This window comes from Marinospirillum sp. (genome assembly GCF_044810985.1).
Lineage (GTDB): Bacteria > Pseudomonadota > Gammaproteobacteria > Pseudomonadales > Halomonadaceae > Marinospirillum.
On sequence record NZ_CP085242.1, the window covers coordinates 2,268,178 to 2,291,305 of the forward strand.

The 23,128-nt window shown below is 53.9% G+C and carries 19 protein-coding genes; 13 read left to right on the forward strand and 6 right to left on the reverse strand.

All coding sequences use genetic code 11. The features are described from left to right. Nucleotides 1-18 precede the first annotated feature (18 nt). Genes spoT through LG323_RS10660 form a run of 3 tightly spaced genes read left to right on the forward strand, consistent with a single transcriptional unit; the run spans nucleotide 19 to nucleotide 3,159 of the window. Nucleotides 19-2,133: a bifunctional GTP diphosphokinase/guanosine-3',5'-bis pyrophosphate 3'-pyrophosphohydrolase gene (gene spoT / locus LG323_RS10650; RefSeq protein WP_404415898.1), complete on the forward strand. Its 2,115-nt coding sequence runs from the start codon at nucleotides 19-21 to the stop codon at nucleotides 2,131-2,133. 22 nt (nucleotides 2,134-2,155) lie between these two features. After that, entirely contained in the window at nucleotides 2,156-2,545 is a 390-nt protein-coding gene (locus LG323_RS10655; RefSeq protein ID WP_404415901.1) for a RidA family protein, read from the forward strand. Between the two features lie 8 nt (nucleotides 2,546-2,553). Then, nucleotides 2,554-3,159 carry an acyloxyacyl hydrolase gene (locus LG323_RS10660; RefSeq protein ID WP_404415903.1) on the forward strand — a complete coding sequence of 202 codons (606 nt, stop codon included), beginning with the start codon at nucleotides 2,554-2,556 and terminating at the stop codon, nucleotides 3,157-3,159. Here the strand turns inward: LG323_RS10660 and ribA are convergent. Further along, nucleotides 3,143-3,754 carry a GTP cyclohydrolase II gene (gene ribA / locus LG323_RS10665; protein ID WP_404415906.1) on the reverse strand — a complete coding sequence of 204 codons (612 nt, stop codon included), beginning with the start codon at nucleotides 3,752-3,754 and terminating at the stop codon, nucleotides 3,143-3,145. The genes LG323_RS10660 and ribA overlap by 17 nt on opposite strands. A 196-nt stretch (nucleotides 3,755-3,950) precedes the next feature. Between ribA and hemE the strand changes: the two genes are divergently transcribed. Next, nucleotides 3,951-5,030: a uroporphyrinogen decarboxylase gene (gene hemE / locus LG323_RS10670; RefSeq protein WP_404415909.1), complete on the forward strand. Its 1,080-nt coding sequence runs from the start codon at nucleotides 3,951-3,953 to the stop codon at nucleotides 5,028-5,030. A 79-nt stretch (nucleotides 5,031-5,109) separates the two neighbouring features. After that, on the forward strand, nucleotides 5,110-7,092 hold the full coding sequence (locus LG323_RS10675; RefSeq protein WP_404415912.1) for a hypothetical protein: 1,983 nt from the start codon (nucleotides 5,110-5,112) through the stop codon (nucleotides 7,090-7,092). Between the two features lie 3 nt (nucleotides 7,093-7,095). Here the strand turns inward: LG323_RS10675 and LG323_RS10680 are convergent, their stop codons facing one another. Together LG323_RS10680 and LG323_RS10685 are read right to left on the reverse strand one after the other, a co-directional pair. Continuing rightward, complete coding sequence (locus tag LG323_RS10680; protein ID WP_404415914.1) at nucleotides 7,096-7,686, reverse strand: peroxidase-related enzyme; 591 nt, start codon at nucleotides 7,684-7,686, stop codon at nucleotides 7,096-7,098. A 270-nt stretch (nucleotides 7,687-7,956) separates the two neighbouring features. Continuing rightward, complete coding sequence (locus tag LG323_RS10685; RefSeq protein ID WP_404415917.1) at nucleotides 7,957-9,228, reverse strand: O-acetylhomoserine aminocarboxypropyltransferase/cysteine synthase family protein; 1,272 nt, start codon at nucleotides 9,226-9,228, stop codon at nucleotides 7,957-7,959. Between the two features lie 89 nt (nucleotides 9,229-9,317). On the opposite strand from LG323_RS10685, the gene radA reads away from it, so the two are divergent. Then, nucleotides 9,318-10,688 carry a DNA repair protein RadA gene (gene radA / locus LG323_RS10690; RefSeq protein ID WP_404415920.1) on the forward strand — a complete coding sequence of 457 codons (1,371 nt, stop codon included), beginning with the start codon at nucleotides 9,318-9,320 and terminating at the stop codon, nucleotides 10,686-10,688. Nucleotides 10,689-10,747: 59 nt separating this feature from the next. Here radA and LG323_RS10695 read toward each other — a convergent pair whose 3' ends face one another. Continuing rightward, nucleotides 10,748-11,521 (reverse strand): 3',5'-cyclic-nucleotide phosphodiesterase, encoded by a 774-nt coding sequence (locus LG323_RS10695; protein WP_404415923.1) that lies wholly within the window; start codon nucleotides 11,519-11,521, stop codon nucleotides 10,748-10,750. A 17-nt stretch (nucleotides 11,522-11,538) separates the two neighbouring features. Further along, nucleotides 11,539-13,191, reverse strand: coding sequence for an HD domain-containing phosphohydrolase (locus LG323_RS10700; RefSeq protein ID WP_404415926.1), 1,653 nt, complete (start codon nucleotides 13,189-13,191; stop codon nucleotides 11,539-11,541). A 150-nt stretch (nucleotides 13,192-13,341) separates the two neighbouring features. On the opposite strand from LG323_RS10700, the gene dapB reads away from it, so the two are divergent. From dapB to greA, 5 genes are all read left to right on the forward strand, one after another. Then, entirely contained in the window at nucleotides 13,342-14,145 is an 804-nt protein-coding gene (gene dapB, locus LG323_RS10705) for a 4-hydroxy-tetrahydrodipicolinate reductase (RefSeq protein WP_404415929.1), read from the forward strand. A 14-nt stretch (nucleotides 14,146-14,159) separates the two neighbouring features. Then, nucleotides 14,160-14,708 (forward strand): hypothetical protein, encoded by a 549-nt coding sequence (locus tag LG323_RS10710; RefSeq protein ID WP_404415932.1) that lies wholly within the window; start codon nucleotides 14,160-14,162, stop codon nucleotides 14,706-14,708. Between the two features lie 235 nt (nucleotides 14,709-14,943). After that, complete coding sequence (gene carA, locus LG323_RS10715; RefSeq protein WP_404415935.1) at nucleotides 14,944-16,101, forward strand: glutamine-hydrolyzing carbamoyl-phosphate synthase small subunit; 1,158 nt, start codon at nucleotides 14,944-14,946, stop codon at nucleotides 16,099-16,101. 23 nt (nucleotides 16,102-16,124) lie between these two features. Further along, complete coding sequence (carB, locus tag LG323_RS10720; RefSeq protein ID WP_310695821.1) at nucleotides 16,125-19,346, forward strand: carbamoyl-phosphate synthase large subunit; 3,222 nt, start codon at nucleotides 16,125-16,127, stop codon at nucleotides 19,344-19,346. Continuing rightward, on the forward strand, nucleotides 19,346-19,825 hold the full coding sequence (gene greA, locus LG323_RS10725) for a transcription elongation factor GreA (protein WP_404420133.1): 480 nt from the start codon (nucleotides 19,346-19,348) through the stop codon (nucleotides 19,823-19,825). The genes carB and greA overlap by 1 nt, the downstream gene beginning before the upstream one ends. Before the next feature lie 75 nt (nucleotides 19,826-19,900). On the opposite strand, the gene yhbY is transcribed toward greA, so the two are convergent. Then, nucleotides 19,901-20,218 (reverse strand): ribosome assembly RNA-binding protein YhbY, encoded by a 318-nt coding sequence (yhbY, locus tag LG323_RS10730; protein ID WP_404415939.1) that lies wholly within the window; start codon nucleotides 20,216-20,218, stop codon nucleotides 19,901-19,903. Nucleotides 20,219-20,335: 117 nt separating this feature from the next. Between yhbY and rlmE the strand changes: the two genes are divergently transcribed. Beyond that, on the forward strand, nucleotides 20,336-20,956 hold the full coding sequence (rlmE, locus tag LG323_RS10735) for a 23S rRNA (uridine(2552)-2'-O)-methyltransferase RlmE (protein WP_404415942.1): 621 nt from the start codon (nucleotides 20,336-20,338) through the stop codon (nucleotides 20,954-20,956). A gap of 145 nt (nucleotides 20,957-21,101) precedes the next feature. Beyond that, nucleotides 21,102-23,066, forward strand: a complete 1,965-nt coding sequence (gene ftsH / locus LG323_RS10740) for an ATP-dependent zinc metalloprotease FtsH (protein ID WP_404415945.1) — start codon at nucleotides 21,102-21,104, stop codon at nucleotides 23,064-23,066. Nucleotides 23,067-23,128: the final 62 nt, after the last annotated feature.

Sequence of the window (23,128 nt, forward strand, 5' to 3'; positions counted from 1 at the left end):
AACACCTGAAGGTGGGTAATGAACACGATTGAAGATCTTTGTGATCGTTTGAAGGGCTATCTGCCAGCTGGTGAAATCCAGCAGGTCAGGCGAGCCTATTATTACGCAGAGCAGGCGCATGATGGACAGCGCCGCAGCTCTGGCGAACCCTATGTGACCCACCCCCTGGCCGTAGCCACCATCCTGGCCAATCTGCACCTGGATCACCAGGCACTGATTGCAGCCCTTTTGCATGATGTGATTGAAGACACCGGTGTCAACAAGGAAGCCGTGGCGCGCCAGTTTGGTGAGCCGGTTGCCGAGCTGGTGGACGGGGTCTCCAAGCTCACCCAGATCAAGTTTGAATCCAAAGCCGAGGCCCAGGCCGAAAACTTTCGCAAAATGGTGCTGGCCATGGCGGAAGATATTCGCGTCATCATCGTCAAACTGGCCGACCGTCTGCACAACATGCGCACCCTGGGTGCCTTGAAGCGTGAGAAGAAGCGGCGTATTGCCAAGGAAACCCTGGATATCTATGCGCCGATTGCCAATCGCCTGGGGATCAATACCCTGCGTCTGGAGCTGGAGGATTTAAGCTTTCAGGCCATCTACCCCATGCGTTATGAACGCCTGCGCAAGGCCGTACTGAGTGTGCGCGGGCATCGCAAGGAAATCGTCAAACAGATACAGCAGCGCCTGCAGGAAAGGTTGGAAAGTGAAGGCCTTCACGGGCGGGTGATTGGCCGTGAAAAAAACCTCTTGTCCTTGTATGACAAGATGAAAAACCAGCGCAAATCTTTCAGCGAAATCATGGATGTCTATGCTTTTCGGGTTCTGACGGACAGTGTGGACGACTGCTATCGTGCTTTGGGCACTGTTCACAATACCTACAAGCCGGTTCCGGGTCGCTTCAAGGATTATGTGGCCATCCCCAAGGCCAATGGTTACCAGTCCCTGCATACCACCCTGTTTGGCCTGAGTGGCATGCCAATTGAAGTTCAGATCCGCACCCGGGAAATGGAAGCCATGGCCAACAATGGCGTAGCGGCCCACTGGCTGTACAAGGCCGGTCAGACGGATCGCCCCATTGCCGAAGGCAGCCATGCCCGCGCCCGCCAATGGGTTAAAGGCCTGCTGGAAATGCAGCAGCGCGCCGGGGATTCCCTGGAATTCATTGAGCACGTCAAGGTGGATCTCTTCCCTGACGAGATTTATGTCTTCACTCCCACCGGGGAAATTATGGAGCTGCCCAAAGGCTCCACGCCGGTGGATTTTGCCTATGCCGTGCACACGGATGTCGGTAATAGCTGTGTTGCCTGCCGGATTGATCGCAAGCTGGCTCCTCTTTCCGCAAAAATCCAGAGCGGCCAGACGGTGGAAATTATTACCGCCCCCGGTGCCCGCCCCAATCTGGCCTGGCTGTCTTTTGTCACCACGGGCAAAGCCCGTTCGGCCATACGCCATTACATCAAACAACAGCAGCGCAGCGAATCTGAAGCTCTGGGCAAACGCCTGCTGGAAAAAGCCCTGGCGCAATTTGATGTGCGTTTTGACGAGTTGCCGGAAGAGCGAATCAATCTGCTTCTGGAAGAGATGGAAGTGGCCAGTCAGCAGGAATTGCTGGAGGCCATAGGACTGGGTAAACGCATGGCTTACATGGTGGCCAGACGTCTGCTGGATACGGAGGCGCTGGGCAAGGAAACATCCGATGAAAGCAATATGATCATTCATGGCACTGAAGGTATGGTGGTCAGCTTTGCCCGTTGTTGCCGCCCGATTCCCGGTGATGCTATTCGCGGTCATATCAGCTTCGGCAGTGGTATCGTGGTCCATCGCGATAACTGCAAAAACCTTCAGGACATTCGTGACAATCCCGATAAATGCGTGGCCTTGAGCTGGGCGGAAGTGACCTCAGGGGATTTCAGCGTCAATCTGAAACTGGAAATTGAAGATCAGCGCGGCATCATTGCCCGTATTGCCACCCTGGTTACCGATATGGATGCCAATCTGGAGCGCATCAGTGTTGATGAAAGGGATGCGCGCTTATCCACCCTGACCCTGGAATTGCTGGTCAAGGATCGGATCCATCTGGCGCGGGTCATGAAAAAACTGCGTCTGATACCGGAAGTGAACCGGGTTGTGCGTTTACGATGATTTTAAAAATGAGGAGTAGCACATGAGTAATCGAGCAGTGATCAATACGGAACAGGCACCTGAAGCTATCGGCACCTATTCCCAGGCGGTCAAAGTGGGCAATACCGTTTATCTGTCCGGCCAGATCCCTCTGGTACCTGAAACCATGGAAGTGGTTGCCGGTGACTTTGAAGCCCAGGCCATCCAGGTTTTTGAAAACCTCAAGGCGGTTTGTGAAGCGGCTGGTGGCAGCATGGATGAAGTCGTCAAGGTCAATCTTTATCTGACCGATCTGGCCAATTTTGCTACCGTGAATGAAGTCATGGCCCGTTATTTCAGCAAACCTTACCCTGCACGTGCTGCCGTTCAGGTTGCTGCTTTGCCCAAAGCCGTGGAATTTGAAGCCGAAGGTGTCATGGTGATCGGGGACTAGTGGCGAGCATGAAAAAACTCTGGATCGCCCTCCTCCTTCTGGCGGCCAGCTCCACGGCAACAGCCGAGCTGGTGGAAGGCAGTCAATACTGGCGCACAGCCGTTGCTGTAACCCTGCTGACGACTCTGGCCACCAACCCCATGGAGGCGGATCGTGTGCTGGTGGAATCCGGGCAAGGGGAAGAGGTGAGCGCCCACCGCGTAGCCTGGCGTTGGCATTGGAAGGATCTGCATGAAGGCGACTGGCTGAACATTCAGCTGCACGGTCAGCTGGCGCTGGAATATTGGCAGGGTCAGCGGCAGGACGGGGTTCTGGATAGAAACAATCTACTGGTACTGACGCCGGTTTTCCGCCTGGAGCCGGCTCTGAGCTGGCTGCCTTATCTGGAAACGTCGATTGGTGCCACCTTCATGTCAGCCAGTCGCTTTCCGGCCAGCCAGCATGAGTTTGGTCAGAATTTTCAGTTTGAAGACACCCTGGCCCTGGGCTGGCAATGGGGTGAGCGTGACCAGTGGGATCTGGCCCTGCGCTACCGGCATTATTCCAACAATGGCATGTCCGAACAAAACAACGGCATCGACTTTAACACCCTGTCAATCAGCTATCTTTACTGAAATCCGCGGCTGTCATCATGTGGCCGAGCTTGTTGGTTTTGGTCTCCAGGTACCCGGCATTGTGAGGATTCATTCCGGTGGTGATGGGTAGCCTTTCCGCAACAAGCAAACCGTAATTTTCCAGGGCAGCCACCTTGCGTGGATTGTTGGTCATCAGGCGCACCGAGGTGATCTGCAAATGCTCAAGCATGGGGATCAGCATGGAGTAGTCGCGCAGATCAGCCGCAAACCCCAGTTGTTCATTGGCTTCCACGGTATCGGCGCCAGCATCCTGCAGATGATAAGCCCGGATTTTATTCAGCAAACCAATTCCGCGACCTTCCTGACGCAGATAAAGCAGGGCACCCCGGCCTTCTTCGGCGATTCGTTTCAGGGCCTCCTGCAGCTGGAAACCGCAATCACAACGCAAGGAAAACAGGGCATCCCCAGTCAGGCACTCAGAATGAACACGAGCCAGAACCGACTGGTCGTTGTTGAATTCACCCAGGGTCAAAGCCAAATGCTCTTTTCCGGTTTCAGTGTCTTCAAAACCGTGCATTGTAAAAGTGGCCCAGGGTGTGGGCAGACGGGAAGAAGCAACAAAGCGCAGGGTCACAAGTCTGTATCTCTCAGCTAGTCAAAATTAATTCTGACTATTCTACTAGGTTGCTGGGCAATCGGCAGCAGCTGTTACAAGTTTTTATCCAGATACCTGCCCTGAGCACCATCAGCAGGCTACAATGGGGCCAGTGATTTCCTGGTGCCTTTGATTGTTGCAAAGGCTTTAATGATTTGTTGTCTTGGGACGTCTTATGACCGAACTGAAAAATGACCGTTTTCTCCGTGCCCTGGCCCGTCAGCCCGTGGATAGAACCCCTGTCTGGATGATGCGCCAGGCTGGACGCTACCTGCCTGAGTATCTGGCGACCCGCAAGCAGGCCGGTTCTTTCATGGATTTATGCCGTAACACGGATCTGGCCTGTGAAGTGACGCTGCAGCCGTTGGAGCGTTTTGATCTGGATGCCGCGATTCTTTTTTCCGACATCCTGACCATCCCGGATGCCATGGGATTGGGCCTGTATTTTGTGGCCGGGGAAGGCCCCAAGTTCCGCAAGACAGTGCGCACTGCTGCCGAAGTGGAGGCCCTGCCGATTCCCGATGTGGAAAAGGATCTGGACTATGTCATGAATGCGGTCAGTCGCATCCACAAAGAACTGAATGGTCGTGTGCCCCTGATTGGCTTTACCGGCAGCCCCTGGACGCTGGCGACCTATATGACCGAAGGTGAGGGCAGCCGTGAATACCGTCATGCCAAGGCCATGCTTTATGGTCAGCCGGATGTCATGCACCAGTTGCTTGATAAGCTGGCGCAAACGGTGACGGCTTATCTGAATGCGCAGATCCGCGCCGGTGCTCAGGCCGTCCAGATCTTTGATTCCTGGGGTGGCAGTCTTTCCACTCCCGCTTATCTGGAATTCTCGCTGAGATACATGGAACAAATCATCCATGGTTTGATCCGGGATAACCAGGGCCGCAAGGTGCCCGTGATCCTGTTTACCAAGGGCGGCGGTCAATGGCTGGAACATCAGGCTGCAACCGGGGCTGATGCTCTGGGTCTGGACTGGACGACCGAGCTGAGCAGTGCCCGTGCCCGTGTCGGCAACCGCGTGGCCCTGCAGGGCAACTTTGATCCCAGCGCACTTTTTGCACCGCCTGCGGCCATACGTGCTGAAGTTGGGCGCATTCTGGACAGTTACGGTCCTGGGTCAGGGCATGTTTTCAACCTGGGGCATGGTATTAACCAGCACGTGAACCCGGATCATGCCAAGGCATTGATTGATGCGGTTCATGAATTGAGCGAACCGATGCATAAGGCGTACAACAAGGATTAGACTTTCCGCATGGGTTACTCTTTGTTATGGTTGAGTAACTGAAGTTTTGCGTGACGCGTTCACATATCTGGAGGTGAAGATGTTGGCCAAGAGTGATACCCGGTTACAGGATCTGGCAGATGAAGCCAGAAAAGGGCTGGCTCTGCCCAGACTAACGGCTGATTTCCTGGACACGTTTATCGGCGTGACCTTGGCTGACAACCCTGCGTATTATAAAGACACCCATCATTGGCAGAGTGATTTTAATGGGCTGTGTCTTAAAAACCTCTTTGCGATCAGTCAGGCGCAGCAGGATATGTGGGCTCCTTTCGGGGTGCCCAGAGAATTTTTCACCGGCTGGATGAAACCTCTGGTCAAGGCAACCCAGGAAGCAGTTGCCCAGGGTCGTGATCCTGATGCTGTTGCAGTACGCGGGCATCGGATTGAGTCCGCCTACGCCAGTCGCTTGCGCACTATGGTTATAGCTCTGACCTCAGAAGTAGATGCCAGTGATGAAGAAAAGGCGGAGAAAAAGGATTATCTGACCCGTAAAGAGACCAAACTGGTTTTTGATCGCAAACAATGCGACCGGGTCTGCGAAACCCCGGCGGGCCAGACCTGGCTGCTGGGGCAATTGGCCAGTCTTCAGGCGCTGGAATGGCAGTATCCCAGTTATGGTCAGACCCGCTTGAGGGCCATGAAGAAGCTCTTAAGGTCTCTGTTGCAGGTCATCACTGGTGAACCTCTGAGCGAATTGCGTCGCAATCCTTACCGTAAAACCTCACCGGAAGGTACGCGCTTGCAGTCAGACGAAGAATATCTGCAGGACTGTGAGCTAAGGTTGCTGGCGCTGCTAGCCCATGATGCTTTTGATATTCGGCGTTTTGCCCTGGAGTCACCCAATGCCAGGCTGGGTGCCTGTGAGTGGCAGACTTTGCCGGGTTCTGAGGTCTATTCAGTGCGTTTGCGCCATTATCCGCGACCTGAAGGGGTCAAAGCCAATGGCAAAACCCTGTATATGGTCAGCCCGATGATTAATCGCTGTGAGATTTTCGACCTGGCTCCGGGCAAGTCCGTTGTTGAAGGTATGCTGCAGCTGGGTTATGACGTCTACATGGTGGATTATGGCAACCCCGGCCCGGATCAGAGTCATCTGGGACTCAGCTTTTATGGCAAGACGGTGCACGATAAATACCTGGACATGATTATTGATCGTCACCCGGAACAGCAAATTGAGGTCATGGCCTACTGCATGGGCGGCACCCTGTTCATGCCCTACCTGGCACGGCGCATAGAAGAAGCCGAGCTGGATGGCAAGGAGGTCAAGATTCGTCAGGTCGCCTTGATGACGACACCGATCCACTTTGATGATGACACCAGCGGCCATAAACCCATGCGCGATCTGATTCGTGAGCATTATGACCCCGCTATCATGCAGGCCTTTTACGGCACCAGCAATCTGCCGCCTCAAACCATAGAATCAGGCATGCATGCCATCCAGCCCGGCGTTGCCTTTAATGTCGCTGAAGGTTTTTATGCCCGTGCCAATTTCCACGGTGCCATAGATGATGCTGCCCCTTTCCTGCACTGGCTGAATTCGGGAACCCGCTTTCCAACCGTCGCCCACAAGGAGTGGATTGAAAAAATCTTCATGGGTAATGAAATCTGGGAAGGTCGTTATTGTCTGCCTTCCAGCCAAAAGAAACTGGATGGCAAACCGGTCAAGATGGATGCTTTGAATACGGCCGATATAGCCATCTTTGACTATCGCGGCCAACGCGACCCCATAGCCCCTGTGGGCTCCTGCCTGAGCAGTGAACGCTGGGGCAGTACCCGTGAAAACATTCAGATGACCCGCGGTGGCCTGAATCGCACCATCGAGAAAAACATTGGCCATATCTTCGTGGTCAGCCAGAAACTTCTGGGTGAGTACCTGGAAACCGTGGCCGACTTTTTGAAGGATGAGCCACCCCGGCATCAACCCAAATCAACGGCAGCGAAAAAAGTGCCACCCGCCAAGACCGGGGCTCGTAAAAGAACGCCGGTCAAGAAGGCTGGCGACTCAGGCTCGCAAACCCAGTAGGCATTACTGTTTAGGCACTCGACCCAGCAGGTAAAACTCCTCGTTGGGTGGAGTGCCCGTCAGGGAAACCATACGATTGGAGAGCCCAAAGAAGGCGGTGATGGCTCCGATGTCCCAGATATCATCCAGGGTAAAGCCTACCGCTTTCAGTTTTTCCTTCCACTCCTCGTTCAGCTCGCCAGCCTCCATGCCGATATGGAAAGCAAAATCCAGCATAACCCGGTGGCGTTCATTGATGGGCGAAGTGCGGTGATTGACTGCCAACTGGTCAGCCAATAGCGGATTTTTGCTGTAAATTCGCAAAATCGCACCATGCGCGACAACGCAATACAAACAGCGGTTGCGGGCGCTGGTGGCAACCACAATCATTTCCTTTTCCGCCGGGGTCAGCGTATCCGAGTCCCTTTCCATCAGCGCATCGTGATAGGCAAAGAAAGCCCGAAATTCTGCGGGTCGCTTGGCCAGCATCAGAAACACATTGGGCACAAAACCGGCTTTTTCCTGTACCTCCACAATGGCTTCCTGAATATCCTGGGGTAGATCCTTGATCTGTGACTCTGCGGGTAAATCAAAATGCGGGCTGAGTTCTGTCATGGGGAGTACCTTTTATTGTTATTGGATTCGTTGGCTTGGCTTTTATGGCCTTTTGACAAGGAGCTCTTTGTCGGGACGCGTGAATACTTCCCTGTAAGCTCTGGTTGCAACTTCCTGTTGCAAACAGCCCGTCAAATAACCCCTTGTCCGGCCATGCGAGCTGAGCGTATCTCCTTTAGATTGGAGTCAAGGAGTAAGGAAGGCAAGTATAAAAAATGCCCTGTCAGTCACAAGGCTGAGCAGGGCATGGGAGAGCTATAAAATATAAGCTTAGCTGGCGGCTTTCAGGGCCTGTTCCAGGTCGGCAATCAGATCGTCAATATGCTCGATACCTACAGACAGGCGCACCATGTCGGCGGAAACACCGGCACTGGCCAGTTCTTTTTCATTCAACTGGCGGTGGGTAGTGGCTGCCGGAATGGATGAGCAGCTTTTGGCATCGCCGATGTTGACCAGGCGGGTAAAGAGTTGCAGGGCATCGTAGAAACGAACACCAGCTTCTATGCCGCCTTTGATACCAAAGCTGAGAATGCCGGAAGCCTGACCTGCCATGTATTTTTGCGCCAGGGCATGATCCTTGTGATCCGACAGACCTGCGTAGTTGACCCAGCTGATCTGAGGATGGTTTTTCAGGTAGTCGGCCACTTTTTGGGTGTTTTCGCAGATGCGTTCAATACGCAGCGCCAGGGTTTCCAGACCCTGCAGCAGGTTCCAGGCGGCCTGTGCGGAAAGAGCCGCACCCATGTTGCGCAGGGGTACGACCCGGGCACGGGCGATAAAGGCCGCATCACCGACATCACGGGTGTAGACCACGCCGTGATAGGAAACATCCGGCTCGTTCAGTTGTGGGAAGCGTTCAGCATGCTTGGCCCAGGGGAATTTGCCCGAATCCACGATCACACCGCCCACGGTGGTGCCATGCCCACCCATGTATTTGGTGGCGGAATGGATGACAATATCCGCACCCTGTTCAATGGGGCGCCAGAGGAAAGGGGTGGCAACAGTGTTGTCCACAATGACCGGCACGCCATTACGGTGGGCTACTTCGACCAGTTTTTCCATATCCACAATGCTGCCCGAAGGGTTGCCAATGGATTCGCAAAAAACGGCCTTGGTTTTGTCATCAATCAGTTTTTCAATACCGGCAAAATCATCTTTGTCGGCAAACCTGACCTCAATGCCCTGTTGCGGTAGAGTGTGGGCAAAGAGATTGTAAGTGCCACCGTAAAGCTCGCTGATGGAAACGATGTTGTCCCCGGCAGCCGCGATGGTTTGAATCGCGTAGGTGATAGCCGCCATGCCGGAAGCCACAGCCAGACCGGCCAGACCACCTTCCAAAGCGGTAACCCTTTGTTCCAGAACCGCGCAGGTGGGGTTCATAATGCGAGAGTAGATGTTGCCCTCAACCTTCAAATCAAAAAGGTCGGCAGCATGCTGGGCATTATCGAAACTGAAGGAAGTGGTCTGGTGAATAGGTACAGCCACGGCATGCTGGTCATCCGGTTGGTAGCCATGGTGCAAGGCAAGGGTTTCGCGCTTCATGGAAGTTGTCCTCTTTATTTTACAGGGTTTTCATTTGGTTATAATGATGACCTTTTTTATAACTGTCAATGGTGTTGAAGACTTTAGTCATGGCCAAACAAAAAACAGCTTTTGTCTGCATTGAATGCGGTGCTGAGTACAGCAAGTGGCAGGGGCAGTGTGCTGCCTGCAAACAATGGAACACGGTTCAGGAGGTTCGCCTGGGCGCTGCCACTTCACGTACTCCCGCAACTGCGGCAAGAACCGGTTTTGCCGGGGGTTTGTCGCATAAAGTGCAGGATCTTTCCGAAATAGGCCTTCAGGATCTGCCGCGCTTTTCCACTACCTTTAATGAGTTTGACCGGGTGCTGGGCGGTGGTCTGGTGCCTGGTTCTGCCGTGCTCTTGGGTGGTCATCCCGGTGCTGGCAAATCAACCCTGCTGTTGCAAACGGCCTGTAAGCTGGCGCAGTTGATGAAAGTGCTTTATGTCACCGGTGAGGAGTCTCTGCAGCAGGTGGCTTTGCGTGCTCAGCGTTTGGGCTTGCCGACTCAGGGATTGAAAATGCTGGCAGAAACCAGTGTGGAAAACCTGCTGGCCGTGGCGGAAGTGGAAAAACCCCAGGTGCTGATCGTGGATTCCATTCAAACCATGCAGCTGGAGGATCTGCAATCGGCACCGGGTGGCGTGGCTCAGGTGCGTGAGTCGGCCGCTTATTTAATCCGCTTTGCCAAGCAAACCCACACGGTATTGTTTCTGGTCGGGCATGTCACCAAGGATGGCTCTCTGGCCGGGCCCAAGGTGCTGGAGCATATGATTGATGCCTCATTGCTGCTGGAAGGGGATGGTGACTCGCGATTTCGTACCCTGCGTGGGCAGAAAAATCGTTTCGGTGCCGTCAATGAGTTGGGGGTTTTTGCTATGCTGGAAACAGGCTTGAAAGAAGTCAAAAATCCTTCGGCCATTTTTCTGTCCCGTGATGACGAGCCGGCAGCAGGCAGTGTGGTCATGGCAACCTGGGAAGGAACCCGGCCCCTGCTGGTTGAAGTCCAGGCGCTGGTGGATGAATCGGCTCTGGGCAATCCACGCCGGGTGGCGGTGGGCCTGGATACCAACCGCCTGTCTCTGCTGTTGGCGGTGTTGCATCGCCATGGTGGTATTTTCACAGGCGATCAGGATGTCTTTTTGAATGTGGTGGGCGGCGTCAAGGTTCTGGAAACCGGCGCTGATCTGGCCGCCTTGATGGCGATCGTTTCTTCACTGCGCAATCAGCCCCTGCCGCATGAGTTGATGGTGATTGGTGAGGTGGGACTTTCCGGTGAAATTCGGCCGGTGCCCAGTGGCCAGGAGCGCATCAAGGAAGCTGCTAAACATGGCTTTCGTAAAGCCATTGTGCCCAAGGGTAACGTGCCCAGAGAAACCCTGCCCGGCATGGAAGTGATTGGAGTCACCCGCTTGAGTGAAGCACTCGAAGCCCTTTAGTCAGGATAATCTCATGTTGAAACGCGTTCAGGATCGAATTTATACACTGAAAAGTAGACTTAAACCTGAAAGCTGGTGCAGGGCTCCAGAACTTTGAGGCTGGTGGTTTTGAGCTGGATTTTTTCCAGCTCTCCGCGAATTTCTATCTGCTGGCTGGGCTTCAGATGAGACAGCCAGACCTCATGAGGGGCGGGATTCAGGCTATTGACCAGATCCTTGACCATCACCGGGGTGAGGTGTTTGGAAACCTTGCCCAGCTCCAGCAGACGATCGGGAAAAGCACACTCAGTCATGAGAACGTCCAGTTGTCCAAGGCGGTTGAGCGTTTCGATGACTGCATCCCCGTAAGTGGTATCTCCGGTAAAAGCCAGGGTTCTTCCGGTATCGCTTTGCAGGTGATAACCGCAGGTTGGTACTATGTGTTCAACTGGGAAAGGAGTGTAGGTAATGCCCTGGATGCTGATCGGCTGCCAGGGCTGGATTTCATTGAAAGCAACCACGGGATGTTCGGCACTGGGCAGGGTGGAAAAATCAGGCCAGATTTTCCAGTTAAAAATATGCTCTTGCAGGGTTGTGATGACTTCAGGCAGGGCGTACACCTGAATGGGTTTTTTGATGAACTCGAACAGATTGTCGATCAGCAAGGGTAGAAAACAGATGTGATCCAGATGTGAATGGGTCAGAAAAATAGTGTCTATTTTCAGCAGTTCATGCTGTGTCAGATTGCCAAGGCCGCTGCCGCAATCCAGCAGGGTATGCTCGTTAACCCGATAACAAGTGGTTTGCTGGCCTAGCCCCATCCCGCCGCTACAACCAAGAATTTCTACCTTCACAGCTGCTGCTCCTTGCTTCAAGCCTGGGATACAGAAGCAAGACGTAACCCAGGCAGATTATCAACGTCCACTTCATCGATTTGCTCATCACGAAGATGTTTCTTAGCGTAATCAAGGTAGACCTTTTTGTAAACAAATGCTGCATATAAATCCGGATCAAGATGGTTATCCTCGACCATTCTGCCCATAATGGTCAAGGCCAGCGAGAGGGGCATGGGTTTTTTATAGGGTCTTTCGTGGGCTGTCAGGGCCTCGAATACATCAGCAATCCCCATGATGCGAGCCGGAATCGACATTTCATCACGCTTCAGGCCGCGTGGATAACCCTTGCCATCCATGCGTTCATGGTGACCCCCAGCATATTCAGGCACACGCTGCAGGTGACGGGGGAAGGGCAGTTGCTCAAGCATGTTGAGCGTATGCACCATATGGCCTTCCATGATTTTGCGCTCATCGTTGTTCAGGGTGCCCTTGCGAATGGACAGGTTCATAACTTCGTCATCATTGAGCAACCGGTGCTCTTTCTCCTTTAAATCCACCCAGCTTTTCTCGCCCAGCGATTCCACACGGGCAATCAGCTCATCCGCCATGAATTCGCCGCCAGTATTGGCTCCCTGTAGGAAAGCCAGATCATCGGCCAGTTGCTGATCCGCTTCCTGATAGTAGGTTTGGCGTTCCTGGCTTAACTCCTGGCCCTGGCGGACGGCTGCCAATTCTTCCTGGAGCTTTTCGATTTCCAGGTCGCGACGCAGAATCTCAAAGCGGTCAGTGACCCAGTCAATACGGTCAACAATGGTTTCCAGCTTGGTGGATTTTTCCATGACATGGTGAGGGGTGACCACCTTGCCGCAGTCGTGCAGCCAAGCTGCTGTTTTCAACTCATACATGTCCTCTTCAGACATGTAAAATTCTTCAATGCCGGGGAATTTGGAGCCACTGGTGGCCTCGGCCAGCATCAGGGTGGCATCCGGAACGCGGCGGCAGTGGGCCCCTGTATGGGCTGACTTGGAGTCGATCGCGCTGGCGATGACCTGGGTGAAGCTGTCAAACAGGGTGCGCAGCTCATCAATCAGACGGCGGTTGGTCAGGGCGATGGCAGCCTGGGAAGCCAGGGACTCGGCAATATCCTGGTCGCTGTCATCAAAAATAGTGGGCTCTCCCGAGCTGTCCAGCTTGTTGAGCAGCTGCAGGGCGGCAATAACCTCGCCCTCATGGTTGCGCAGGGGAACGGTCAAAAAGGATTTTGAGCGGTAACCGGTTTTTTCATCAAAGGCACGGGTGCCGGAAAAATCAAAGCCTTCTTCATGGTAGGCATCGGCAATACGGGCTGTTTTTTTGTTAAGGACTGACCAGGCCACGATCATGCGCTCATTGGGTCGGCCATCTTCCAGATGCAAAGGGATCAGCGGGAAGTTGTCACCAACAGGCGCGCCGCTGCCACCCAAATGGATGTTAAGCTTGTCATTCTGAACCATCACAAAGCGCAGGGACTGACCGTCCGGTTCGACCATGTAGAGGGTGCCTGCATCGGCATGGGTCAGCTCACGGGCGCTGCCCAGTATCATCTCCAGCAGTTGGTTCTGGTCGCTTTGCGCAGACAGGGCGATGCCAATGGCATTCAGCCTGCGAATGCGCTCATAGCTGGGATTGGAATGAGTTGCAGATGACATTGAAAACCTCTACATGGAAAGCGAAATGGTATAGATACTAGCAAACTTCCCGTGAGCCAGTGTGACCTGGTTCACATTTAGCGGGAACCATTTGTTTTTCAGTATAATAATGGCAGAAAACAGCCAAGTGTAAACTTCTGAGAGGAAAATATGATCAAGGTTGCAGTAATGGGCGCTGCCGGGCGAATGGGCAAGGCATTGATTCAGGCGATCAACGAAGATTCCGAGACGGAGCTGACCGCAGGTATCCTCGAGCCTTCTTCCACGCTGGTGGGCGCGGATCTGGGTGAGCTGGCAGGAGTCGGTAAACTGGGTGTGCTGGCTTCGGCCAGTGTTGAGGAGTCACTGGATGCTTTCGAGGTTCTGATTGATTTCACAACCCCGCAAACAACTCTGGCCAATGCCGCTCTCTGTGCCCGTTCCGGCAAGCAGTTGATTGTCGGAACCACCGGGCTGAATGATGAGCAAAAAGCACAACTGGTCGCAGCAGGCCAACAAACCCCAATCGTTTTTGCGCCCAATATGAGCGTTGGCGTGAACCTCTGCTTCAAGCTGCTGGAAATGGCGGCCCAGGCACTGGGCGATGATTATGATGTGGAGATCGTTGAAGCCCACCACCGCCACAAAGTGGATGCTCCATCAGGAACAGCCCTGGGTATGGGTGAAGCGGTGGCCAAGGCATTGGGTCGGGATTTGCAGGAAGTGGCCGTTTACGGTCGCGAAGGCCATACCGGTGCCAGAGACCCCAAAACCATCGGTTTTGCGACGATGCGTGTGGGGGATGTTGTCGGGGATCACACTGTGGTTTTTGGTACTGAAGGTGAGCGGGTGGAAATTACCCACAAGGCTTCCAGCCGCATGACCTTTGCCAAGGGTGCGGTGCGAGCATGCAAATGGCTCCAGAGCAAGCCTGCTTCACTTTACAGCATGCAGGATGTGCTGAACCTGAAGTAAGCAGAGGCCGGCTCATGACTTCAGACCTGAATTTTTCCAGGGACGGTAAACCGCTTTCCGATTCCGAAAAGGAAAAGATACGTCTGGAGCATGAGGCGGCGCGCCTGTTTATGCGGCTCTATGAAAGCTGTTATCAAGTGCCTATCCGGCATATCTGGCATAACGAACCCACAAAGCCGGATGTCTCCTGCTACCTGAACAAGGAAAAGCTTGATCTGGAGATTGCCCACCTCTACGGCAGTGAAGTGGAAGCCATGCTGGTGCTGGGTCGCAACCTGGGTGAAGCCACCTTGCGCTACCTGAATGAACTGGCTGCAACACCTCCTCATGAGCGCCTCTTGACTGCACTTAACCGTCTTTTGGCGAACAAGGCAGAAAAAAACTATCACTCCGAGAAGGTCTGGCTGGTCATTCGCAATGCCAACCCCCTCTGGCGCAAAGAAAACTTTGTACAACGCATGGATGCGATCCACCTGCCGGAAAACCACCCTTTTGAAGAGGTCTGGGTGGTGGCTGACTTTAGCGGGGAAAGTGGCCTGGTCAGGATTTATCCCGCCCCTTGAACCCAGGGTTCTCCAGGAATATTTCTGGACACCTGGCATCGGAAAGCGCTAAAATCATGGAAATAAGCGCCCGCATTCAGGTGGGCAGTCACAAGGCTCCAAGCTGGCCTTGAAAATCAGATCAACAGATTAAAGCGGGATGGACATTTTTGTTCATCTCGCTTTTTTGCAACCCAAATTCAGCTCGGGTGTTTGAAGAAGCCTGGGCTGTAGCCTGCGATGGGAGGAGGCAGTTTTGACCAGACCCGCTATTCTGGCACTAGAAGATGGTAGTATTTTCCGCGGCACTGCAATCGGAGCAGACGGCCAGGCAGTCGGTGAAGTGGTGTTCAACACAGCCATGACCGGTTACCAGGAAATTCTGACTGACCCTTCGTACACTCGGCAACTTGTGACCCTGACTTACCCCCATATCGGCAATACCGGCATCAACTCGGAAGATATCGAGTCGGCATCCCTGGGCGCAGCAGGGCTGATTATCCGTGATCTCCCCCTGGTTGCCAGCAACTTTCGCAGTGAACAATCCCTGAGCGAGTATTTACAGGCCAACCAGCTAGTGGCGATTGGTGATATTGATACCCGCCGCTTGACTCGTATTCTGCGGGATAAAGGCTCCCAGAATGGCTGCATCCTGGCCGGAGCTGATGCCACGGGCGAAGCCGCCGAACAAAAAGCACTGGCCGCAGCCCAGGCTTTTCCAGGGCTGAAGGGCATGGATCTGGCCAAGGAAGTCACCACCTCGACCGTCAGTAACTGGACTCAGAGCGAATGGGTCTTGGGTGAAGGTTATGCCCAGGTGGATGAAGCCAGCCAGCCTTATCATGTTGTGGCCTACGACTATGGCGTCAAATTCAATATCCTGCGCATGCTGGCCAGTCGCGGTTGCCGGATCACTCTGGTGCCTGCACAGACGCCTGCTGCTGAAGTGCTGGCTATGAATCCCGATGGTGTCTTTCTTTCCAATGGCCCCGGTGATCCCGAACCCTGTGACTATGCCATTAAAGCCATTGCCGAGATTCTGGAAACCGATGTCCCTGTCTTTGGCATCTGCCTGGGCCATCAGTTGCTGGCGCTGGCCTCGGGTGCCAAGTCGGTGAAAATGCCTCATGGGCACCATGGTGCCAACCATCCGGTTCAGGATCTGGATACCGGCCTGGTCATGATTACCAGTCAGAACCATGGTTTTGCTGTGGATGAAACCAGTCTGCCCGCCAACCTGCGCGCCACGCATAAATCCCTGTTTGACGGCACTTTGCAGGGTGTCGAACGTACCGATAAAGCAGCCTTCAGTTTTCAGGGGCACCCGGAAGCCAGCCCTGGACCTCGGGATGTAGCTCCCTTGTTTGATCGCTTTATCAAAATGATCCAAGCACGTAAAAACCAGTCAGCCTGAACCCGTCGGACAAAGAGACAGTCATGCCAAAACGCACAGATATTCAAAGCATTCTTATTTTAGGCGCTGGCCCCATCGTTATCGGCCAGGCCTGCGAGTTCGACTATTCCGGTGCCCAGGCCTGTAAGGCTCTGCGTGAGGAAGGCTACCGGGTCATTCTGGTCAACTCCAACCCGGCCACCATCATGACCGACCCGGTGATGGCCGATGCCACCTACATTGAGCCCATCCTTTGGGACGTGGTGGAAAAGATCATTGAAAAAGAACGCCCAGATGCCGTTCTGCCGACCATGGGCGGTCAGACCGCGCTTAATTGTGCGCTGGATCTGGAGAAGCACGGGGTTCTGGAAAAATACGGTGTGGAAATGATCGGTGCCAATGCCGATACCATCGACAAAGCCGAAGACCGTGACCGTTTTGATAAGGCCATGAAAAAAATCGGCCTGGAATGCCCCAAGGCCTCCATGGCGCACAGCATGGAAGAAGCCTGGCAGGTTCAGGCCGAACTGGGTTTCCCCTGCATTATCCGCCCTTCCTTTACCATGGGTGGCTCCGGTGGTGGGATTGCCTACAACAAGGAAGAGTTTGAGGAAATCTGCCTGCGCGGTCTGGATTTGTCACCCACCAAGGAGCTGCTGATTGATGAATCCCTGATCGGTTGGAAAGAATATGAAATGGAAGTGGTGCGCGACAAGAACGACAACTGCATTATTGTCTGCGCGATTGAAAACTTCGATGCCATGGGTGTGCATACCGGCGACTCCATCACTGTGGCTCCGGCCCAGACGCTGACCGATAAAGAATACCAGATCATGCGTGATGCCTCCCTGGCGGTGCTGCGTGAAATCGGTGTGGAAACCGGCGGCTCCAACGTCCAGTTTGGCATCAACCCGGACACGGGCCGCATGGTGGTGATTGAAATGAATCCCCGTGTCAGTCGTTCTTCGGCCCTGGCCTCCAAGGCCACAGGCTTCCCGATTGCCAAGATCGCGGCCAAACTGGCCGTGGGTTACACTCTGGATGAGTTGCAGAATGACATTACCGGTGGTGCCACTCCCGCGTCTTTCGAGCCTTCTATTGATTACGTGGTCACCAAGATTCCCCGCTTCACCTTTGAGAAATTCCCCCAGGCCAATGATCGCCTGACCACTCAGATGAAATCCGTGGGTGAAGTCATGGCCATCGGTCGTACCTTCCAGGAGTCGCTGCAAAAAGCCCTCCGCGGTCTGGAAGTGGGTGCCAATGGCCTGGATCCCAAGATTGAAAAATGGGATGACGAAGCCAAGAACCTGCTCAAGCGCGAGCTTCTGAACCCTGGCTGTGATCGTATCTGGTACATCGGTGATGCCTTCCGTTTGGGTATGGATTTGGAAGAGGTTTTCCGCCTCACCAATGTCGATCGCTGGTATCTGGTGCAGCTGCAGGAATTGATTGACTTGGAAAGCCAGGTGGCGAAAACCGCCTTTGGTGATCTGGACGCGGCTCTGGTTTATCGCCTCAAGCGCAAGGGTTTCTCCGATGCGCGTCTGGCCCAGCTTCTGGGTGTTTCCGAAGCCTCCTTCCGCAAACTGCGTCACCAACTGAACATTCGTCCCACCTACAAGCGTGTGGACACCTGCGCGGCAGAATTTTCCACCAGCACTGCTTACATGTACTCCAGCTATGAAGAAGAGTGTGAAGCCGAACCTTCCTCGCGTGACAAGATCATGGTGCTGGGTGGTGGCCCCAACCGCATCGGTCAGGGTATCGAATTTGATTACTGCTGTGTTCATGCCGCCTTTGCCATGCGCGATGACGGCTATGAAACTATCATGGTCAACTGCAACCCGGAAACTGTGTCCACCGACTATGACACCTCGGATCGCCTTTATTTTGAACCGGTGACCCTGGAAGATGTTCTGGAAATTGTGCACAAAGAGCAGCCAAAAGGTGTGATTGTCCAGTTTGGTGGCCAGACGCCGCTGAAGCTGGCGCGGGATCTGGAAGCCGCCGGTGTGCCCATTATCGGTACCACCCCGGATGCCATTGACCGGGCTGAAGATCGTGAACGCTTCCAGCAGATGATTGAGAAGCTGAACCTCAAGCAGCCACCCAACTCCACAGCACGCAGCTTTGATGATGCCCTGGCCAAGGCAGCCGCCATTGGTTATCCGCTGGTGGTGCGCCCTTCCTATGTACTGGGTGGACGGGCCATGGAAATTGTTTACGGCCCGGATGAGCTGGAACGCTACATGACCAGTGCGGTGAAGGTCTCCAATGACAGCCCGGTTCTGCTGGATCACTTTCTGAATGCAGCGATTGAAATTGATGTGGATGCCGTTAGTGACGGTAAAGACGTCGTGATCGGTGGCATCATGCAGCATATTGAACAGGCCGGGGTGCATTCCGGCGATTCTGCCTGCTCTTTGCCGCCCTATTCGCTGCCTGCTGAAGTTCAGGATCAGATGCGGGTGATGATTGCCCAAATGGCACGCGAGCTGGGCGTTATCGGTCTGATGAATGTGCAGTTGGCCTGGCAGGATGATGAAATCTACATTATCGAGGTGAACCCCCGCGCTTCGCGCACCGTGCCCTTTGTCTCCAAGTGCATCGGCACCTCACTGGCCCAGGTGGCAGCGCGCTGCATGGCCGGAACCAGCTTGAAGGATCAGGGTTTCGAGAAGGAAATTATTCCTCCCTTTTACAGTGTTAAAGAAGCCGTCTTCCCCTTCAATAAATTCCAGGGCGTTGACCCGATTCTGGGCCCGGAAATGAAATCCACCGGTGAAGTCATGGGCAGTGGCACCACCTTTGCAGAAGCTTTTCTCAAGGCCCAGTTGGGTGCCGGTGAGAAAATGCCCAAGGCTGGCGGCAAGGCTTTCCTGTCTGTGCGTGAAGCCGACAAAAAAGCCATCGTGGGTGTAGCCGCTTCCCTGACCAAGCTGGGCTATAATCTGGTGGCCACCAGCGGTACAGCGGCGGCACTGAAAAAAGCCGGGTATGAGGCGGAAGTGGTCAACAAGGTGGCTGAAGGCCGGCCGCATATCGTCGACAAGGTTAAAAATGATGAAATTGTTTATATCATTAATACCACCGAAGGTCGTCAGGCGATTGCCGACTCATCCGGAATCCGCCGTGCTGCACTTCAGCACAAGGTACCTTATACCACGACTCTGGCCGGTGCCCAGGCTCTTTGCCAGGCCCTGGAGTACGGCATGAATATCAGTGTTCGTCGCCTACAGAATTTGCACGCAGGAGAAGTATGATGCAGAAAAGCCCCATGACGGTGCAGGGTGAAAAGCGCCTGCGAGAAGAACTCGAAGAATTGAAAACGGTAAAGCGCCCGAAGGTGATTGAAGCGATTGCTGAAGCACGCGAGCATGGTGATCTTAAAGAAAATGCCGAATACCATGCGGCACGTGAAGAACAGGGCTTCATTGAAGGCCGCATTCAGGAAATCGAAAGCAAACTGGGTAATGCCCAGGTGATTGATATTGCCCAGCTTCCCAAAACCGGCAAGGTGGTTTTTGGGGTGACCGTTGAGCTGACCAACCTGGATACGGATGAAGAAGTCCGTTACACCATCGTCGGTGAAGATGAAGCCGATCTGAAGGTGAACAAGATTTCTTTTACCTCACCGATAGCCCGCGCCCTGATTGGCAAAGAAGAGGGTGATGTTGCCGTGGTCAAGACTCCACGGGGTGAAGTTGAATATGAAGTTAGTGATGTGATTTACGGCAATTGAGCTGTCAGGCTGACGCTGAAACCACCCTGCCCAACCAGGCCGGGTGGTTTTTTGTGTTCAAGGAGGCTGAAGGTTTTACTGATCCAGGCTGTTGCGCAGGATATTGGACAGTTTGGGGTTGGGTTTTCTGGCCGGGCGGTAGTAGAGGCCGATTTTGCCAATGACCTGAACTACTTCAGCGCCGAGCTTGTTTGCCAGTTGTTCAATCAGTTCGGCTCGCTCGTCTCTTTCGCCAACCACGAAACGTACCTTAATCAACTCGTGATCTTCCAGAGCACGCTCGGCTTCCTTGATCACGCCTGCAGACAGGCCATCATCACTCACCAGAACAACGGGGTTCAGGGAATGGCCGATGGCTCTGAGTTCTTTCTTTTGTGCGCCTTTAAGGCTCATGTTAATCTACTCTGTTTCTGGTCAAAGGTGGGTGCTACCCGCTGCTGGCTATTCTAGTCCTTGTAGGCGTTGGGGTCACCCCCTGGCTTTCTGCAACACGAATATTTTGAGGTATCAGTGGCTCGCTCCAAAACCAGTGCCGCCTGGCTGAAAGAACATGTCGATGACTACTGGGTGCAACAGGCCCAGAAAGATGGCTACCGATCCCGCGCCGCTTATAAGCTTGCGGAAATCGATGACAAGGACAAGCTGCTCAAGCCGGGCATGACCGTAATCGATTTGGGGAGTGCCCCGGGAGGCTGGTCACAACTGGCTGCAGCCCGCCTTCAGGGCAAGGGAAAAATCCTGGCTTCGGACCTACTTCCCATGGATGCCCTGGCTGATGTCGAGTTTATTCAGGGGGACTTTACCGAAGACTCGGTGCTGGATGAGTTGCTGGCCGCCATGAATAATCAGCAGGCCGACCTTGTTATTTCCGATATGGCCCCCAACCTCAGTGGCATGAATGCCATTGATCAGCCGAAAGCCATGTATCTGGTGGAGCTGGCTCTGGATTTGGCACAGCAGGTGCTCAGGCCGGGTGGTGATTATCTGGCCAAAGTTTTTCAGGGTGAAGGCTATGATGACTACCTGAAGCTTTTACGCGAGAACTTCAAACAGGTACTGACCCGTAAACCCAAGGCCTCTCGTGCACGTTCACGCGAGGTCTATCTGCTAGCCAAAGGCTTCAAGGGATGACCCGCAAGCAGGTATAAAATAAATTGCTTTAATACAAAAGATAAATGGAACGAGACGGACTTTTGTTCGGTCTCACCTACGAATTCCTGTAGTATAAAGGGTAAACGATTACCCGGCAGGCAAGATCAAACAAGAGGGCGTTGCCTTGAACGATATGGCCAAAAATCTGATTCTGTGGCTGATCATCGCTGCAGTTTTATTAACCGTATTCAACAATTTCAATGTTGAAGAGCAGACTAATAACCTGGATTACTCGCGCTTTGTAAAAGAAGTTCAGCAGGGTCAGGTCAGTAAAGTCACCATTGATGGCTTCGACATTGAAGGTGTGCGCAGTGATGGCAGCCATTTCCAGACTGTTCGTCCTGCTGCTGAAGATCCCAAATTGATGGATGATCTGCTCAGCAACAACGTGGAGGTTGAAGGGCGCAAGCCGGAAGGTCAGAGCATCTGGATGCGCCTGCTGATTGCCAGTTTCCCGATTCTTCTGATACTCGCGATCTTTGTTTTCTTCATGCGACAGATGCAGGGCGGTGGTGGTGCCGGTGGCCGTGGTGGCCCCATGAGTTTTGGCAAATCCAAGGCACGCCTGCTTTCCCAGGATCAGATCAAAACCACTTTCACTGATGTGGCCGGGTGTGATGAAGCCAAGGAAGATGTCAAGGAACTGGTCGATTTCCTGAAAGATCCCGGCAAATTCCAGCGCCTGGGTGGCAAGATCCCTCGCGGTGTGCTGATGGTGGGCAGTCCCGGTACCGGTAAAACTCTGCTGGCCAAAGCCGTTGCCGGTGAAGCCAAGGTGCCTTTTTTCACTATTTCCGGCTCCGACTTTGTGGAAATGTTCGTGGGTGTGGGTGCATCCCGTGTGCGTGACATGTTCGAGCAGGCCAAAAAGCAGTCACCCTGCATTATCTTCATTGATGAGATTGATGCAGTAGGCCGTCAACGTGGTGCCGGTATGGGCGGTGGTCACGATGAGCGTGAACAGACCCTGAACCAGCTGCTGGTGGAGATGGACGGCTTTGATCCCAATGACGGTGTCATTGTTATTGCTGCCACCAACCGTCCGGATGTGCTGGATTCGGCTCTGCTGCGTCCAGGGCGTTTTGACCGCCAGGTTGTGGTGGCCTTGCCGGATATCCGCGGTCGCGAACAGATTCTGGATGTACACATGCGCAAGGTGCCCCTGGCTGATGACGTCAAGCCTTCCCTGATTGCACGGGGTACACCCGGCTTCTCGGGTGCGGATCTGGCCAACCTGGTCAATGAGGCTGCGCTGTTCGCCGCTCGTACCAATCGTCGCCTGGTGGGCATGGAAGAGTTTGAAAAAGCCAAAGACAAGATCATGATGGGTGCTGAGCGCAAATCCATGGTCATGACCGAAAAAGACAAGATCATGACGGCTTACCATGAAGCCGGGCACGCCATTCTGGGCCGACTGCTACCTGCTCATGACCCGGTTTACAAGGTGTCAATCATTCCTCGCGGCCGGGCGCTGGGTGTCACCATGTTCCTGCCGGAAGAGGATCGCGTTTCCTACAGCAAGCGCTATCTGCTGAGTCGAATCACCTCAGCTTACGGTGGGCGCATTGCTGAGGACATGTTCTACGGTGCAGACTGGGTTTCCACCGGTGCCCAGAATGATATCCAGCAGGCCACCAAGATGGCCCGCAACATGGTCACCAAGTGGGGCTTGTCAGAAAAAGCCGGTCCGGTTCTTTACAGTGAAGATGAAGGAGAAATCTTTGCCGGTGCCGGTCAGGGTGGCGGTCCTAAATCGCACGTCAGTGAAGAAACAGCGGAGCTTCTGGATGCAGAAATCCGCAAGATTCTGGATGACTGCTACGCTGAGGCAACACGCTTGCTGGAGGAAAACCGCGACAAGATGGAGCTGATGAAGGATGCCCTGATGGAGTATGAGACCATTGATGCTCATCAGATCGACCAGATCATGAAGGGCGAAGTTCCTGATCCTCCCAAAGACTGGGAAGATGGCGATGGCGGTGCCTCGGCAGATTCCACCCCGGAAGAGCCTGCAGATGATGATGCAGCCGATGACCAGGAGGAGCCGGAACGCAAACCGGATGATCCCCTGGGTGGTTCGGTGCATTAAATCGAAACTCCGAAAACCCCGCCAAGCGGGGTTTTTTATCGTCAAGTATCAAGGAAATTTGC

Coding starts and splice junctions, on each gene's coding strand:
- spoT (WP_404415898.1), top strand. CDS start 19: ATGAACACGATTGAAGATCTTTGTGATCGTTTGAAGGGCTATCTGCCA.
- LG323_RS10655 (WP_404415901.1), top strand. CDS start 2,156: ATGAGTAATCGAGCAGTGATCAATACGGAACAGGCACCTGAAGCTATC.
- LG323_RS10660 (WP_404415903.1), top strand. CDS start 2,554: ATGAAAAAACTCTGGATCGCCCTCCTCCTTCTGGCGGCCAGCTCCACG.
- hemE (WP_404415909.1), top strand. CDS start 3,951: ATGACCGAACTGAAAAATGACCGTTTTCTCCGTGCCCTGGCCCGTCAG.
- LG323_RS10675 (WP_404415912.1), top strand. CDS start 5,110: ATGTTGGCCAAGAGTGATACCCGGTTACAGGATCTGGCAGATGAAGCC.
- LG323_RS10680 (WP_404415914.1), bottom strand. CDS start 7,686: ATGACAGAACTCAGCCCGCATTTTGATTTACCCGCAGAGTCACAGATC.
- LG323_RS10685 (WP_404415917.1), bottom strand. CDS start 9,228: ATGAAGCGCGAAACCCTTGCCTTGCACCATGGCTACCAACCGGATGAC.
- radA (WP_404415920.1), top strand. CDS start 9,318: ATGGCCAAACAAAAAACAGCTTTTGTCTGCATTGAATGCGGTGCTGAG.
- LG323_RS10700 (WP_404415926.1), bottom strand. CDS start 13,191: ATGTCATCTGCAACTCATTCCAATCCCAGCTATGAGCGCATTCGCAGG.
- dapB (WP_404415929.1), top strand. CDS start 13,342: ATGATCAAGGTTGCAGTAATGGGCGCTGCCGGGCGAATGGGCAAGGCA.
- LG323_RS10710 (WP_404415932.1), top strand. CDS start 14,160: ATGACTTCAGACCTGAATTTTTCCAGGGACGGTAAACCGCTTTCCGAT.
- carB (WP_310695821.1), top strand. CDS start 16,125: ATGCCAAAACGCACAGATATTCAAAGCATTCTTATTTTAGGCGCTGGC.
- greA (WP_404420133.1), top strand. CDS start 19,346: ATGCAGAAAAGCCCCATGACGGTGCAGGGTGAAAAGCGCCTGCGAGAA.
- yhbY (WP_404415939.1), bottom strand. CDS start 20,218: ATGAGCCTTAAAGGCGCACAAAAGAAAGAACTCAGAGCCATCGGCCAT.